This window comes from Blochmannia endosymbiont of Camponotus (Colobopsis) obliquus, assembly GCF_000973545.1.
Lineage (GTDB): Bacteria > Pseudomonadota > Gammaproteobacteria > Enterobacterales > Enterobacteriaceae > Blochmanniella.
In genome coordinates, this window is the sequence record NZ_CP010049.1 from 683560 (window position 1) to 700065 (window position 16506).

The 16506-nt window shown below is 29.1% G+C and carries 14 protein-coding genes and 1 pseudogene; 1 reads left to right on the forward strand and 14 read right to left on the reverse strand.

The window, feature by feature from the left end; genetic code table 11:
* Positions 1-35: 35 nt before the first annotated feature.
* The 13 genes and pseudogenes from nusG to nudE form a co-directional block, all read right to left on the reverse strand.
* Positions 36-581 carry a transcription termination/antitermination protein NusG gene (gene nusG, locus BOBLI757_RS02835; RefSeq protein WP_046305249.1) on the reverse strand — a complete coding sequence of 182 codons (546 nt, stop codon included), beginning with the start codon at positions 579-581 and terminating at the stop codon, positions 36-38.
* Between the two features lie 3 nt (positions 582-584).
* Positions 585-959, reverse strand: coding sequence for a preprotein translocase subunit SecE (gene secE, locus BOBLI757_RS02840; RefSeq protein WP_046305251.1), 375 nt, complete (start codon positions 957-959; stop codon positions 585-587).
* Positions 960-1072: 113 nt separating this feature from the next.
* Positions 1073-2257: an elongation factor Tu gene (gene tuf / locus BOBLI757_RS02845; RefSeq protein ID WP_046305253.1), complete on the reverse strand. Its 1185-nt coding sequence runs from the start codon at positions 2255-2257 to the stop codon at positions 1073-1075.
* 87 nt (positions 2258-2344) lie between these two features.
* Positions 2345-4447, reverse strand: coding sequence for an elongation factor G (gene fusA, locus BOBLI757_RS02850; RefSeq protein ID WP_046305255.1), 2103 nt, complete (start codon positions 4445-4447; stop codon positions 2345-2347).
* 155 nt (positions 4448-4602) lie between these two features.
* Positions 4603-5076: a 30S ribosomal protein S7 gene (gene rpsG / locus BOBLI757_RS02855; RefSeq protein WP_046305257.1), complete on the reverse strand. Its 474-nt coding sequence runs from the start codon at positions 5074-5076 to the stop codon at positions 4603-4605.
* 136 nt (positions 5077-5212) lie between these two features.
* On the reverse strand, positions 5213-5587 hold the full coding sequence (gene rpsL, locus BOBLI757_RS02860; protein WP_046305259.1) for a 30S ribosomal protein S12: 375 nt from the start codon (positions 5585-5587) through the stop codon (positions 5213-5215).
* Between the two features lie 1310 nt (positions 5588-6897).
* Positions 6898-7482: an anthranilate synthase component II gene (locus BOBLI757_RS02865; RefSeq protein ID WP_420021804.1), complete on the reverse strand. Its 585-nt coding sequence runs from the start codon at positions 7480-7482 to the stop codon at positions 6898-6900.
* A 249-nt stretch (positions 7483-7731) separates the two neighbouring features.
* Positions 7732-8745, reverse strand: a complete 1014-nt coding sequence (gene trpS / locus BOBLI757_RS02870; protein ID WP_046305262.1) for a tryptophan--tRNA ligase — start codon at positions 8743-8745, stop codon at positions 7732-7734.
* A 449-nt stretch (positions 8746-9194) separates the two neighbouring features.
* A complete protein-coding gene (gene rpe / locus BOBLI757_RS02875) occupies positions 9195-9860 on the reverse strand; it encodes a ribulose-phosphate 3-epimerase (RefSeq protein ID WP_046305264.1) in 666 nt (221 codons plus the stop codon).
* A gap of 279 nt (positions 9861-10139) precedes the next feature.
* Entirely contained in the window at positions 10140-10340 is a 201-nt protein-coding gene (locus BOBLI757_RS03290; protein WP_144406196.1) for a hypothetical protein, read from the reverse strand.
* Between the two features lie 237 nt (positions 10341-10577).
* Positions 10578-11639, reverse strand: a complete 1062-nt coding sequence (aroB, locus tag BOBLI757_RS02880; RefSeq protein ID WP_238954649.1) for a 3-dehydroquinate synthase — start codon at positions 11637-11639, stop codon at positions 10578-10580.
* A gap of 73 nt (positions 11640-11712) precedes the next feature.
* The gene (gene aroK / locus BOBLI757_RS02885) at positions 11713-12231 is read right to left on the reverse strand and encodes a shikimate kinase AroK (RefSeq protein ID WP_046305268.1); all 519 of its coding nucleotides are present in this window, start codon (positions 12229-12231) and stop codon (positions 11713-11715) included.
* 1055 nt (positions 12232-13286) lie between these two features.
* Positions 13287-13854: pseudogene (nudE, locus tag BOBLI757_RS02890) on the reverse strand (ADP compounds hydrolase NudE).
* Between the two features lie 595 nt (positions 13855-14449).
* Between nudE and BOBLI757_RS02895 the strand changes: the two are divergent.
* Positions 14450-15031, forward strand: coding sequence for a NifU family protein (locus BOBLI757_RS02895; RefSeq protein ID WP_046305270.1), 582 nt, complete (start codon positions 14450-14452; stop codon positions 15029-15031).
* A 162-nt stretch (positions 15032-15193) separates the two neighbouring features.
* Here the strand turns inward: BOBLI757_RS02895 and asd are convergent, their stop codons facing one another.
* Positions 15194-16306: an aspartate-semialdehyde dehydrogenase gene (gene asd, locus BOBLI757_RS02900; RefSeq protein WP_046305271.1), complete on the reverse strand. Its 1113-nt coding sequence runs from the start codon at positions 16304-16306 to the stop codon at positions 15194-15196.
* Positions 16307-16506: the final 200 nt, after the last annotated feature.

Genomic DNA, 16506 nt, shown 5'->3' on the forward strand with positions numbered 1-16506 from the left:
TGTTAAAATAAAAGCACAATTTAATTTACAAAAAACTAACTTTTTTCAACTTGAACAAAATCTAATTCTACAGGAGTCGCTCTACCAAAAATTGAAACTGACACCTTTAAACGACTTTTTTCATAATCCACATCTTCCACTACACCATGAAAATCAGCAAAAGGTCCATTATTAACACGTACTAATTCACCAGGTTCAAATAACGTTTTAGGTCTAGGTTTTTCTCCAATTTGTTGTAACTTATTCATAATAGAACTAACTTCTTTATCACCAATTGGTGAAGGTTTATCTGAAGTTCCTCCAATAAAACCCATAACACGAGGTATACCTCTTACAAAATGCCAATTAGATTCATTCATGATCATTTGTACTAAAACATAACCAGGAAAAAATTTACGTTCACTTTTTCGTCGTTGTCCACCACGAATTTCAACCACTTCCTCAGTTGGAACCATAACTTCACCAAAAACATCATTCATACCTCGTAATTTAATATGTTCTCGTAACGAATGAGCAACGCGACCTTCAAAACCGGAAAACACTTGAACTACATACCAACGTTTTTTTAAAACTTCAGCCATATATCATAACCTCAAAGCTAAAGAAATTATTTGAACTAAAATACTATCTAATCCCCATAAAATTAACGACATTAATACAGTAACTACAGCTACTACTAATGTAGCCTGACAAGTTTCCCGTTTAGTAGGCCAAATTACCTGAAATAATTCAACTTTAGAAGAACGAATAAATAAAAGTAACATTTTACCTTTTTCCGTTTTTAATAACACAAATATAGCAAGCATTGCAACCAACAAAACATCTAATATCCTTATCAAACAACTATAATAATTATAAAAATAATTACATACTCCAACTATTCCTAATAATAACAACGTACCTATCCATTTAATTATTTTCAAATTAAATATTTTTTTTATATTTTTTTCTCTACCCATAACGTTATTTACATATTACAACTCTTAAACAAACTAAATCTTTTTGAAAAAATATAACATGAGTTTCTTAATTAGAAATTGAATTACACATACAATTAAATAAAATATGTTCGTTATAAAATAACTTTCGCAACTACACCGGCGCCAACAGTACGTCCACCTTCACGTATGGCAAATCGCAATCCATCATCCATAGCAATTGGAGAAATTAAATTAACAACCATCTTAATATTATCTCCAGGCATAACCATCTCTACATCATCAGGTAACTCAATTGTTCCTGTAACATCTGTCGTACGAAAATAAAATTGTGGACGATAACCTTTAAAAAACGGAGTATGTCTACCACCCTCTTCCTTGTTTAAAATATATACTTCAGATTCAAATTGAGAATGTGGCTTAATCGAACCTGGTTTTGCTAATACCTGCCCACGTTCTACATCATCACGTTTAGTACCACGTAATAATACACCTATATTTTCACCAGCACGACCTTCATCTAATAATTTACGAAACATCTCAACTCCAGTACATATAGTCCTTGTTGTTTCTCTAATACCTACAATCTCAATTTCTTCACCGACCTTAATAACCCCGCTCTCTACCCTGCCAGTAACTACTGTGCCACGCCCAGAAATGGAAAATACATCTTCAATAGGCAAAAGAAACGGCCTATCGATTAATCTTTGTGGTTCGGGTATATAATGATCAAGAGCCTGTGATAATTCTAAAATTTTCCCTTCCCACAACACTTCCCCTTCTAATGCTTTAAGTGCAGACCCGCGAATAATCGGAGTATCATCACCAGGAAAATCATATTGAGTTAAAAGCTCGCGCACTTCCATTTCAACTAACTCCAATAATTCATTATCATCCACCATATCACATTTATTCATAAAAACAACAATATAAGGTACACCTACTTGTCGTGCTAATAAAATATGCTCTCGAGTTTGAGGCATAGGACCATCAGTAGCAGCAACTACCAATATAGCACCATCCATTTGTGCTGCACCCGTAATCATATTTTTAACATAATCTGCATGTCCGGGACAATCAACATGAGCATAATGACGACTAGGAGTATCATACTCAACATGTGAAGTATTAATAGTAATACCACGCGCTTTTTCTTCTGGCGCGTTATCAATTTGTTCAAAAGCACGAGCACTGCCACCATAAGTTTTAGCTAAAACCGTTGTAATAGCTGCAGTTAATGTAGTTTTACCATGATCTACATGACCAATAGTACCAACATTAATGTGAAACTTTGTACGCTGAAATTTTTCTTTAGACACGAATATATTCCTCGATTTTCATAGTATTTCTTTTTTTTTAAATTTAGATATCTATTATAATGCTAAAACTATAATTACTTATATTATCTAACCTCTACGAGACTCGATAATTACTTTAGATATATTCTGCGGTGCCTCATGATATCTTAAAAACTCCATAGAATAAGAAGCACGACCTTGAGTTTGAGAACGTAATTTGGTAGCATAACCAAACATTTCAGACAACGGCACTTGAGCATAAATTATACTGCCCAAATTTACATTATCCATACCACTAATTATACCACGACGTCTGTTTAAATCACCAATAACATCCCCCATATAAATATCAGGGGTTTCAACCTCAACTTTCATAATAGGTTCCAGTAAAACTGGATGTGCTTTTAAAAAACCTTCTTTAAATGCTATAGAACTAGCAATTTTAAATGCCATTTCTGAAGAATCAACTTCATGATAAGAACCATCAATTATAGCCACACGAACATCCACTACTGGATAACCCGCCAGAATACCATTATTGATTTGTTCCTGAATACCCTTATTCACTGCAGGTATATATTCTTTAGGAACAGCACCTCCTACTATTTCATTTAAAAATTCATAACCTTGCCCACCTGGCTCTATGGGCTCTATACGCAATAATACATGTCCAAATTGTCCACGACCACCAGATTGACGAATAAATTTACCTTCCTGTATAACACTAGAACGAATAGTTTCACGATATGCTACTTGAGGTTTACCAACATTGGCATCTACATTAAATTCTCTACGCATACGTTCTACTAAAATATCAAGATGTAACTCCCCCATGCCAGCAATAATAGTTTGACCAGATTCTTGATCAACCCATACACGAAAAGATGGATCTTCTTGAGTTAACCTATTTAATGATAAACCCATTTTTTCTTGATCACCCTTAGTTTTGGGTTCTATGGTAACAGAAATCACTGGTTCAGGAAAATCCATTTGTTCAAGAATAATAGGTGCAGACGGATCACATAACGTATCACCTGTAGATACATCCTTTAAACCAATGACTGCAGCAATATCTCCAGAACTTACTACCTTAATTTCTTCACGCTTATTAGCATGCATTTGTACAATACGACCAAATCTTTCACACTTTGCTTTTAAAGGATTAAATACAACATCTCCAGTGTGGATTTTGCCGGAATACACACGAAAAAAAGTTAAATTTCCAGCAAAAGGATCATTTGCAATTTTAAATGCCAGCGCTGAAAATGGCTCATCATCACTAGAACGCCTTTCTATATTAGTTAAACGATCCTCCATAATTCCCTTAATAGATGAGACATCAATTGGAGATGGTAAATATTCAACAACAGCATCTAACATAGCTTGTATTCCTTTATTCTTAAAAGCAGATCCGCAAGTGACTAAAACTACTTCATTATTTAAAACACGATGACGCAAACCACGTTTTATTTCCGACTCTGTCAATACTTTTCCGGATAAATATTTATCCATTAAATCCTCAGACCCTTCAGCAGCAGATTCTAACAAAAATTGATGCCATTTCTCTGCTACATTACTTAAATGCGAAGGTATATCTTTATAAAACACACTAACTCCCTGATCTTCTTCATTCCAAGTAATAACTTGCATCTTTACTAAATCAATCACCCCTGTAAATTTATCTTCCGCTCCAACTGCCAGCTGAATAGGTACAGGATTAGCAGACAATCTACTTTTTAATTGATCTACAACACGCAAAAAATCAGCACCCATACGATCCATTTTATTTACAAAAGCAATACGTGGAACCTTATATTTATTTGCTTGACGCCACACAGTTTCAGATTGAGATTGCACCCCTCCAACAGCACAATAAACCATAACAACACCATCTAATATTCGCATAGACCGCTCAACTTCTATAGTAAAATCTACATGTCCCGGAGTATCGATAATATTAATACGATGATCTTCAAACTGTTTGAACATACCAGTCCAAAAACAAGTGGTCGCGGCAGAAGTAATCGTAATACCCCTCTCTTGTTCTTGTGCCATCCAATCCATAGTGGCAGCTCCATTATGAACTTCTCCAATTTTATGATTCACACCTGTATAAAATAAAATACGCTCAGTGGTAGTAGTCTTACCAGCATCTATATGTGCACTAATACCAATATTACGATAACGTATAATAGGTGTTTTTCTGTGCATATGCAACCCTCACTACTTCAGTATACAATAATATATGTATTCAAAAAAATATAATTTACTCAACATACAAACAACCCAAAAATACACTTAGTATTAAAAAAATAATCACTTTTTTAATACTTATACATCAGATAACTATTTAATCCAAATACAAACTACCAACGATAGTGAGCGAATGCTTTATTAGCTTCTGCTATACGATGAACTTCTTCACGCTTCTTAACAGCACTACCTTTATTATCTACAGCATCATCAAGTTCATTGGCTAATCGTAAGACCATAGACTTATCTAAACGTTTTCGCGCAGCATGTACAATCCAACGCATTGCTAAAGTATCGCGTCGAACAGGACGTACTTCTACTGGAACCTGATACGTCGAACCCCCAACTCTTCTAGACTTCACTTCTACTATTGGACGTACATTATCAATAGCTAATTCAAATACTTCTAAATGAACAACAGAAGGCCTTCTTGTCAAAAGGATATCAAGTGCTTGATAAACTATTTTCTCTGCTACCGATTTTTTCCCATGTAACATAATTATATTGATAAATTTTGCTAAAAGCTCAGAACCAAATTTTGAATCAGATAAGATCTTACGCTGACCAACAATTCGACGACGAGACATAATAAAAACTCCATTCAATTATCTAATGATACACCCACCAACATACAAAATTAACATTTCATAATATCACATACTATGTACGAAATATACATGCCTGAACACATAATAAAGACATACATAAATTAAAATTGTTAATTTAGCTTCTAGGTTTTTTTACACCATATTTGGATCGACCTTGTTTACGATCTTGTACTCCAGAGCAATCAAGTGCACCACGTACTATATGATAACGAACCCCAGGTAAATCTTTTACACGTCCTCCACGAATTAAAATTACAGAATGTTCCTGTAAATTATGTCCTTCCCCACCAATATAAGAAGTAACTTCAAAACCATTAGTTAAACGAACACGACAAACCTTACGTAAAGCAGAATTTGGTTTTTTAGGAGTAGTAGTATACACCCTAATACAAACGCCACGTTTTTGAGGACATGAAGTTAATGCCGGAACATTACTTTTGACAACTTTTACCATCCGAGATTTACGAACAAGTTGATTAATAGTAGACATTTAATTTTAATTAATCTCCTAAATTATTGAATTTTAATAATAATAAAAACACAATCTCATTCAATTTACCAACAAAATTAACGCACAAATACAAGAGTATACTTATCTCTAAGGGCGGAGGTTTTACTATGTTAAAGTAAAATCAACAAACCATACAATAACAATTATCTTTCATGAAGAATGACTTTTACTTAACTTTACTTAAAAATATCATCAAAAAGCTAAATTACATAACCTCTATTTTTATCAATGTATAAAATACACCTAGTATAGTTCTTTTATCTGTATCACAGTCAAAAATAAAAACATTGAACTTACTTAAATTTTTTTCATAAACAACATAACGTCGTAAACGTATTGGATTTTATTTACTGAATAAACAAAACACTTAAAGTATTATGCACGACCTTACTCAAATATTACATAATATAACGATGACAACTTAACAATATTTAAATAAAACGACAAACACTAAAAATTGTTATATCCATAAAACAGAACTAGTCAATAAACAATAACTAACAATAACTCATAACTATAATTCAAATTCTTATAATAAAAAGGCAAAATACCAATCATTTTATTTATAAAATACGACATGCTATTTAAATAATAATATTAAAGACAGGTTCATAAAACAATATGTACACACAACATAAATTTATTAATGACAGCTAACAATATCTACTGTTATTAACACAATCATTATACCGTATTTTTAAAAAAAATAAATTCAAAGCTTAATTTTTATATGAAACTAAAAGACAAATATACAACAAACTAAATCATTAAATAACAAAAAAAACACAACACGACAAGGATTATAATCTAGATTATAATCCACACAACAATATCATTTTACATTTAAAAATAAACATTAATGTAAAAACATAAAAACTAAAATAACAACTACACTCCTAACATACCACTCACAACAATTGATACTATAACTATTAATAAGACTAATTTAACAAATAAAGACCTCATAACTATCCAGAATATATATTACTAAATTAATTAACATCATACCTCAAATCATCTGATAATCACATAAATATAATATAAGTCTTTAACAAAAAATATCAAGCTAACTTATATACAAAAAACTAAGATTATAAAAAAAATCAATATACGTATGATATCATGGAAAAATAAGCACCAATATAATAAAATAATCAAAAAAATAAAACATACATAAAATAAATATTTTGATATCTTTAATAAATAAATTTAACAATAATTAAATAACTAAAAGATTCAATATATAAAATCATATTGTCTTTATAAAAAATCAAAGCATTATAATGCAACTATTTCAATAAATATAGGAAATTAGATAACATTTCACGTCCTTGTTCACTTAATAAACTCTCAGGATGAAATTGAACACTTTCTATTGCAAAAGTTCGATGACGAATAGCCATAATTTCATCATATTTACCATTAGATATACTCCAGGCAGATACTTCAAAACACAAAGGAAGACTACAACTTTCAATTACTAAAGAATGATAACGAACTACAGTAATAAATTGAGAAAGATTAGAAAATATACCTTTACAATCATGAAAAATTATAGAACTTTTTCCGTGCATAACTTGTTTTGCATGCACTATTCTAGCACCAAACGATTGCGCTATAACTTGATGACCTAAACATATACCAAAAATTGGTAACTTATTAGCAAAATAAGAAACTGCAGCTAAAGAAATACCGGCATCTTCTGGCCTTCCTGGTCCTGGAGAAATAACCAATCTTTGTGGAGATAACTGTTCAATATCTACTAAACTAAGACTATCATGCTGTATTACTTTTACTTGTGCACCAAGTTCACACAAATACTGATAAATATTCCACGTAAAAGAATCATAATTATCAATTATTAATACTCGTATCACATTTTTTATCACCACAACAAAACATAGACATAAAATAAAAAAATAAAAACAAAAAATGTAAAAATAAAACAAAACATGCAACACTAAACTACACTAAAAACATTAACACGCAAAATAGCACAATTAACACCATCCTAGCATTCAAAAAACACACTAATGAAAAATTTTACACAAAAATTGCATGTTTATATAATTATTACCATCACATAAATTACAATTCATTGCTCAACTAATAAACTAAAATATTTAAATTTTCATTAAAAATCCAATATTGTTATACACTCTATTTAAAGTTATACTAGCTTGATAACAAGCCTTATCAGCACCTTCTGATAATATCTGCAGCAAATAATCTTCTTCTTTACGAACAGTAAAATAACGTTTTTGCAACTTATTTAACTTAGATACCAATAAATCTATTAATGTATTTTTTAATTGACTATATTTTTTTCCTCTAAACGAAATTTCTAAATCTAAAATAGAAACATCACTAATTCCTGATAAAATAGTAAGTAAATTAGAAATTCCTGGTTTATTAAAAGGATCGTAACATATTAAAGGAGGATTATCGGAATCAGTAACAGCACTATTTATTTTATAAATTACTGATTGAATGTCTTCTAAAAGAAAAATGACATTCTTACGATTACTATCAGTTTTAGACATTTTTTTTTTCGGATTTAATAGAGACATGACACGAGAGCCAGCCTCAGGAATATAAAAATCTGGAACAACAAAAGTCTGATCATATAATGCATTAAATCTATTAGCAATTTTACGACTTAATTCCAAATGTTGTCTTTGGTCTTCACCTATAGGCACTAAATTTGTTTGATATAAAAGAATATCAGAAGCCATTAATATTGGATAATTTAATAAACCAATATTAATACCATTCATATTATTTGAATAATGAACTAATTTATCTTTAAATTGAGTCATGCGTTTCATTTCCCCAAAATAACTATAACAATTAAGTAACCAACAAAGCTGCGTATGCTGTGGGACATGAGACTGCATAAAAATTGTCACATTAACAGGATTAATACCACATGCTAAAAACAAAGCTAATATATCTAAAGACCTTGTACGTAACAATTTTACACTCTGCTGAACAGTAATAGCATGTAAATCAACTATACAATAAATACATTGATAATCGTACTGCATCTTTACCCACTGACGCAATACACCAATATAATTTCCAAGCGTCAATTCCCCTGATGGCTGGATACCACTAAAAACAATCGGCTTAATCATTCAATATACTTCACTAAGTAAATTAAAAATAAAAAATTATACTTTAATCAAAATAAAAACATATTCTCTTAACTAGTTAATTATATTAAAATAATAATAAATTCTTTTCTAACACATTAACTTATTTTACACATTAAACTAAAAATATAAATTTTATTACGTTCATATATTTCATAATGCACACAAATAATCTTCTGATTATATTATTAAATTACAAAACTGATAATTTATCTACAACATTAAATGATAATAGTGTTAACAAATTATAAACTTAAATACTTTATCTCAAATAATTATAACAATATCTTAAATTAATTTAGATTAAAGCAAAACCAACACAGACAAATAACATAACTGAAATGTTTTAACATAAAAACAATATACAAAAATACACCTAATGACGCTTTAATTAAATAAAATCTACAAAAAGAAAATTTACATAATTCAAACTAATTTTGTAATTTACAATACAAATCATTAATAGCTTGTTGATAATCAAATTTAGAAAAAATTGCTGTACCCACAATAAACATATCAGCACCAGCTCGCGCAATTAAAGATATGTTGTTAGTATTAATACCTCCATCTACCGCTAATCTAATGTTACATCCGCTTTTTTCTATTAAATTACGCACTTGACTTACTTTATTCAAAACAAACGGTAAAAAGGATTGCCCTGCAAAACCAGGATTAACAGACATTAACAAAATTAAATCAAGCTTATTAATTACATACTCTAAATAATACAAAGGCGTAGTAGGATTGAATACTAAACCCACTTTACAACCATTTTCTTTAATTAATTCTAATGAACGATCAATATGATTTGTAGTTTCAGGATGAATGCTAATACTGTTTGCTCCAGCAGAAACACAATCTAATATTAAACAATCCACTGGCTTTGCCATCAAATGCACATCAATAAAAATATCAATTCCACTACTACGCAGTGACTTTAATACTATTGGACCTACACCTAAGCTAGGTACATAATGATTATCCATCATATCAAAATGAATCATTTTAATACCAGAAGAAATCACTTTGTCAATTTCTGCTCCTAAACAAGCAAAATCAGCTGCTAAAATAGATGGAACAATCAAAATTTTCTCCATTTACACTCCAAAAAAAATAAACTTCAATTAAAATAAAATCTTTATAATAACAATAAAATCATTACCTCCCAAAACTATAAATAAGTAATAAAACCGTACTTAAAATATATAACGACTTGTTAAAAATATTATATACGTTAAATTCTAATCAAGATTAAATATAAACATTAACTGATTTAAAACTATTGATACATATTGAACTAATTTTAAAAGTATAACCAAATGAAAAATTAATAATAAAAACCGATACTCATAACACAACGAACCAATTTTCATTTTTCAAAATGAATCAAAACATAATCTTTCACAATTCATAATATTATGAAACAAATTCTGTTTAAAACTCAAAAAAAATTTTAAACTAACAGGCCAACCATGTACTACCAACCAACCTGATATCTCCATCATGCATCCCGCCATAACGAACACAACTACACACAAAATAAAAATCATTTCGTTAATCAAATAGTTAAAATTCACAACATATTATCATGCACTATGTTAAATATAAAATAAAATTAAAAAAATTTTCCCACTGTAATTAACTTAATAAACTTTTATAAAAAAACAAAAACATATTAAAATATACCGTTTACAAAAACATCACTAAACATTACACAACATAAATAAATTCAATTTATACTTTATAAATTAAAATAATAAACTATTAATCTATCAAAAAAAGAAATTAAGTATATAATGTATATTAAAGAACAATTAAATTAAAATCGATGACTTTAACACATCACTACTAACATTATCATAAATTACAGCCTTACCAATTTCGATTGGCAGTACCAAACGTAACTGACCTAATCTATTTTTTTTATCACGTAACATACATAAATAATAATCTTCTGGTGACATTTCCATAGGGCCATAGATCGGTAAGTTAGCTCGTACAAATAACATTTTTACTCGTTCAGCATCAGATGCATTAAACAACCCAACTCGAAGAGCAAATCTAATAGCCATCATAATACCCGCAGAAACTGCTTCACCATGTAACCAACCTTTATAACACAAAAACACTTCAATAGCATGAGCATATGTGTGACCAAGATTAAGTAACATGCGTGAACTATTCTCACACTCATCCATTTCTACTATATTACCCTTTAGCTCACAACAACGCTTTATACAATACATTAAACATTCCGATTTTAACAAAAAAAGATCTTTCAAATGATCTTCTAACCAAACAAAAAAATCTCGATCAAACAAAATCGCATACTTAATAACTTCTGCTAACCCAGAACTAAATTCTCTTCGCGGCAATGTATTTAAACAATTAAAATCCACAACTACAGAATTAGGTTGATGATATCTACCAATCATATTTTTACCCAACGCATGATTAACCGCAGTCTTACCTCCTATTGACGCATCTACTTGAGATAATAACGTAGTAGGTATCTGTATAAAACGTACGCCACGATGATAAATAGACGCAACAAAACCAGTTAAATCTCCAATAACACCTCCACCTAATGCAATAAGAACTAAATCTCGATCATATTTTTTTTGCAACAAAAAAGATATCACGCGTTCCGCGACTGTCAATGTCTTATATTCTTCTCCATCTGGCAACACTAACTTATCAACCACAACTCCACTCTTACTCAAACCTATATATACTGTTTCTAAATACAACAACGAAACAACATCATTGGTGATGATAACACCAGTATCACCAGATTTTAATGAACTATAAAGCTTCATATTTGACAACAAACCGCTACCAATAAAAATTAAATAATCTCTATGGCCTAAAGTCACTTTAACCGTATCTACTAAACTGTCTATAAATTCACCTTTGCCAAGTTTTAATTTAAAACATCCTAAATTATTTTTACTGTAACATATTAATAATTTTACTCACAATCATTTTAGCACTTTGTTCATCCGTCTGAACTATAAAATCTGCAATTTCTTCATATAAAGGAACACGCTCAATAGCTAAAGTTTTTAATATATCCATCGATGGACCTCCTTGAATCTGTAATAAAGGACGCTTTTTATCTCGTTGAGTACGAATCAATTGTTTTTCAATTGTAGTTGAAAGATAAACCACTATACCCCTAGAAGAAAGACGATTACGAGTATCACGTGATTTTACCGAACCACCTCCAGTAGCTAAAACAATACCTTGTTTATCTGTTAACTCATTAATAATTCTTTCTTCTCGACAACGAAAACCTTCCTCACCTTCCACATCAAATACCCAACCTATATCAGCTCCTGTACGCCGCTCAATTTCTTGATCAGAATCAAAAAATTCCATATTTAACTGTTGAGCTAATTGACGTCCTATCGTACTTTTTCCTGCACCCATAGGACCAATTAAAAAAATATTACGTTTTTCTACCATATCTTTAATACAAAACTATTTAGTTAACCATAATAACCAAAAATCAACAAACTACAAAAAATGATAACTTAACAAAACAAACAAATACAAACCTTAACAAACTTAAAATATCCTGATTTTCTAAACTAACATGTTAATTTTTTATAAGACATATTTTCAAAATAATCTATACATATACACTTAAATTACTACTTAAAATTTATTATTAATTAAATTATTAGTATTTAATAACACAAAATAAAAAATAAAAAAATTAATACCCTCTAATATAACGATCATCTATTTTTTAGAACAATATGGGAAATAAATTAACATCTACTTATCAATAAGTAAATAAGTTACTCTGAATAATGAATAAAATCTATACAATAAAAAATATATAGACAAATAAAATTTTTTAACCTACAAAATTACTTAGTAACCTAGCTTAAAGGATATCAATTTTTATAATACACGAAATCTAAATTAAAACTTCATCGAATACAAAAACCAACAAAAACAAAAAAAACAATATATTTACATTACAAAATATAAATTGAGTTATATCGTATGTTTAACAATAGTTATTCTATTCACAAACACAACATTGAATAAATAAACCCCGATAATATCTTCTTCATCGCCTAAAATACAATACACCTCACATTCTATCTATGGCATTATATCATTTTACATATAAACTAAAAATTAAAATTATTCCTTAAATCAAATAAAATATTTAAAAACATCATAAAAATGTATACGCAAAATATGCAACACTTAATTTATTACAAAAAATAAACGGTTTTATAATCAATGCATTACAGTTAAAAAAACCATTTAAATATTAATTTTGTACACCCATAAATAAAGTATTGCAAAATGATCATAAAAAATACAGAACAATTACTAATTAATAAATTCACCAAAATATATAACTTTCCCTTACATTATATTTAGATTACTTACTTGAAAAAAATGTGAAACATAAAAATTAAACAGACAATAAATTTTCAGCACACAACATTTCTAGCCCTATCATATATATATACTATAAAAATAGAAATAATCTGTACCTACTTATTAAACCAAACATATAAAAACAATAAAGCACTAATACTTCGCGCTTCACAAAAATCTGGCTCATCTAATAAACTTAACATACGATTAATTGGCCAATATACTAATTGTAACAACTCTGGCTCATCTCCTTGTAACAATTTAGGATATAATTCTTTCGCTAATACAATATTAGTTGCACTAAAAAGATAAGATGGAGCTATAACCACGCGATTAAGTAAAATAAAAGCACGAGCACCAAAACCCACCTCCTCCATAAGTTCACGATTAGCAGCGTCTAAAATATTTTCTCCAATATTAATCAATCCCTTAGGGAAATCCTAATTCATAATTCTCAATACCAACGCCATATTCACGAATCAACAACAACTGATTGTCAATTATAGGTATGACCATGACCGTTTCACACTTCGAAAAACATAACCTCTCATATTTCCGTTTATTACCATTACTAAATTCTAATTCTACAGATTCAATAGTAAATAAACGAGATTTAGACACTATTTCTATTTTATGTATTAAAGGTTTTTGTAGTAAAATATCATTCACTAATATATCATCCATATCAAAATAACAAAGAAATAAAATATAAATTACCGCTCATTACCTACAATATTCTAACAAACAACCATATAGAAACACAAAACAATAAAATTTGCATAATTTATAATATAATGTTACATAAAAGCAAAAAAATAAAAAATACACTAACAGTAAAAATAACCAAAAACTAAAAAATTATTAATTTGGCAACAAATAAATATAAAAGACACAAATTTTATAATTAAAACTGCATCTTAACATAAAAATAATCAAACGTAGTAATAACAAATCTAGTATTAATTATCATATCATAAACCAATCATTTTTTATCAATCACCTCCTAATATACCCATACCCATGCATTATAAAATGTTAATTTAATTGAAAAATAGCACAAAAAATAAATAACCCATGTGAAATTTATAAAAATAAATTCTCAATAGAAGCATACACAAAAACAAAAAATACAACAAACCTGTTGACTACTAATTATAATTAATAGATAATGCACGAACATTATGGGAAAATCTATAAAATAACAATATATTTTTTAAGTGTTTAGTTTGTTTTATCCAAAATTGAACATGCTTTCTGTATACACTACACTAAACGAATTATGATTAATATTACTGATGCCGCTCAAAAACACTTCATTAAGCTATTATCCAAACAACAACCTAACACACAAATCCGCATATTTGTCTCTTATCCAGAAACATACAAATCTGAATGTGAAATATCTTATTGCTTTCCTGAAAATATTCAAACATCTGATACTAAACTCGATTTCAAATATTTTTCCGTATATATAGACGAAACAAGTCTACCTTATTTGAAAGATGCTGAAATAAATTTAATTACCAAACAAACCGAATCTCAATTAACACTTAAAGCCCCAAACATTAATAAAAAAATTCAACAACCTGATCATAATGCACCACTTAGCGATAGAATTAAATACATTTTACAATATAAAATAAATCCAATTCTTGCAAGTCACGGAGGATATGTAACGCTTGTAAATATAACGCAAGACATGTCTGCTATTATTCAATTCCATGGCGGTTGTAATGGCTGTTCAATGGTAGATTATACTTTAAAAGAAAACATTGAAAAAAAGCTTTTAAAGCATTTTCCTGAATTAAAAAAAATTTACGACCTTACCGACCATCAACACGGTATACATTCTTTCTATTAAAAAAACTATTAAAAGATTTAATTAAAAATAATAAAACACCAAAAATAATGCTTATATATTCCAATTATATAAATTCATACAATTTATATATTCATACAAATTTTTAATAAATAACATGAAAATTTACAAATAAAAAAATTAACAAACAAAATCAACTAACTATTAAATCAATTGACACAACACCCTACGCAACGGTTCCGCCGCACCCCATAATAATTGATCACCAACCGTAAAAACAGAAAGATACTTCGAACCTATACTTAACTTACGTACTCTTCCTACTGGAATTGTTAACGTACCAGCAACAGCTACGGGCGTCAATTGATGTATAGAACTATAATAATCATTAGGCACTAAAACAACCCACTCATTATGTCTCGAAATTAATAATTCTATCTCATTTAATGAAACATCCTTTTTTAATTTCAAAGTACACGATTGACTATGACAACGTAATGAACCCACCCGTACACATATTCCATCTATTGGAATAATATTTTTATTGTTGTTATTAAGTATTTTATTAGTTTCAGCCTGACCCTTCCACTCTTCTCTACTTTGACCATTTTTTAATCGCTTATCAATCCAAGGTATTAAATTGCCAACTAAAGGTACACCTAAATTATCTACCGTCAAAACATCTTTACTATTCAATAACTTAGTTACTTCTCGTTCAATATCTAAAATACTCATACTTGAATCTAATAAATGACCACTTATTAAAGTATATAACTGACCCATCTGTATCAATAATTCATGCATACATTGTGCACCTGCGCCTGAAACAGCTTGATAAGTAGACACTGATATCCACTCTACTAAATTAGAAGCAAACAAACCACCTAAAGCCATTAACATTAAACTTACAGTACAATTACCACCAACAAAAGCCTTCACACCCTTATTTATACCCTCTTCTATCATATATTGATTAATTGGATCAAGAACAATAATAACATCACGTTGCATCCTTAATACAGATGAACTATCTATCCAATAACCACTCCATCCAATCTTTTTCAACTTTGGATACATAACCCTTGTGTAACTACTCCCTTGACAAGTTACAATAATATCTAAAACACTAAATTTCTCCGTATCCCAAGCATCCTGTATAATACTAGAAACACCGTTAACAATTGGAGCATCTTTACCACATTGAGAAGTAGAAAAAAACATAGGACAAATATTATCAAAATTACGTTCTTCAAACATACGTTGCATTAAAACAGAACCTACCATTCCTCTCCAACCTACAAAACCAACATTTTTCATATATTTTCCTTCATTATATTTAACAGTTTTCGTACATTAAATAACTATTTATATTCCATAAATATACTTTTGTTTACAAATTTACTATATATTACAAAAATAATATGAAACAATAAATTTAAAATACTAACCAGTTATATTTTATGAAATGATTTACAAAATAATTTAAACACAATATTTATTAAAATAAAAATTAAAGG

Bases quoted from the DNA above. Each gene is read 5' to 3' on its own strand.
- nusG (WP_046305249.1), bottom strand. From the start codon at position 581: ATGGCTGAAGTTTTAAAAAAACGTTGGTATGTAGTTCAAGTGTTTTCC.
- secE (WP_046305251.1), bottom strand. From the start codon at position 959: ATGGGTAGAGAAAAAAATATAAAAAAAATATTTAATTTGAAAATAATT.
- fusA (WP_046305255.1), bottom strand. From the start codon at position 4,447: ATGCACAGAAAAACACCTATTATACGTTATCGTAATATTGGTATTAGT.
- rpsG (WP_046305257.1), bottom strand. From the start codon at position 5,076: ATGTCTCGTCGTCGAATTGTTGGTCAGCGTAAGATCTTATCTGATTCA.
- rpsL (WP_046305259.1), bottom strand. From the start codon at position 5,587: ATGTCTACTATTAATCAACTTGTTCGTAAATCTCGGATGGTAAAAGTT.
- trpS (WP_046305262.1), bottom strand. From the start codon at position 8,745: ATGATTAAGCCGATTGTTTTTAGTGGTATCCAGCCATCAGGGGAATTG.
- rpe (WP_046305264.1), bottom strand. From the start codon at position 9,860: ATGGAGAAAATTTTGATTGTTCCATCTATTTTAGCAGCTGATTTTGCT.
- aroK (WP_046305268.1), bottom strand. From the start codon at position 12,231: ATGGTAGAAAAACGTAATATTTTTTTAATTGGTCCTATGGGTGCAGGA.
- BOBLI757_RS02895 (WP_046305270.1), top strand. From the start codon at position 14,450: ATGATTAATATTACTGATGCCGCTCAAAAACACTTCATTAAGCTATTA.
- asd (WP_046305271.1), bottom strand. From the start codon at position 16,306: ATGAAAAATGTTGGTTTTGTAGGTTGGAGAGGAATGGTAGGTTCTGTT.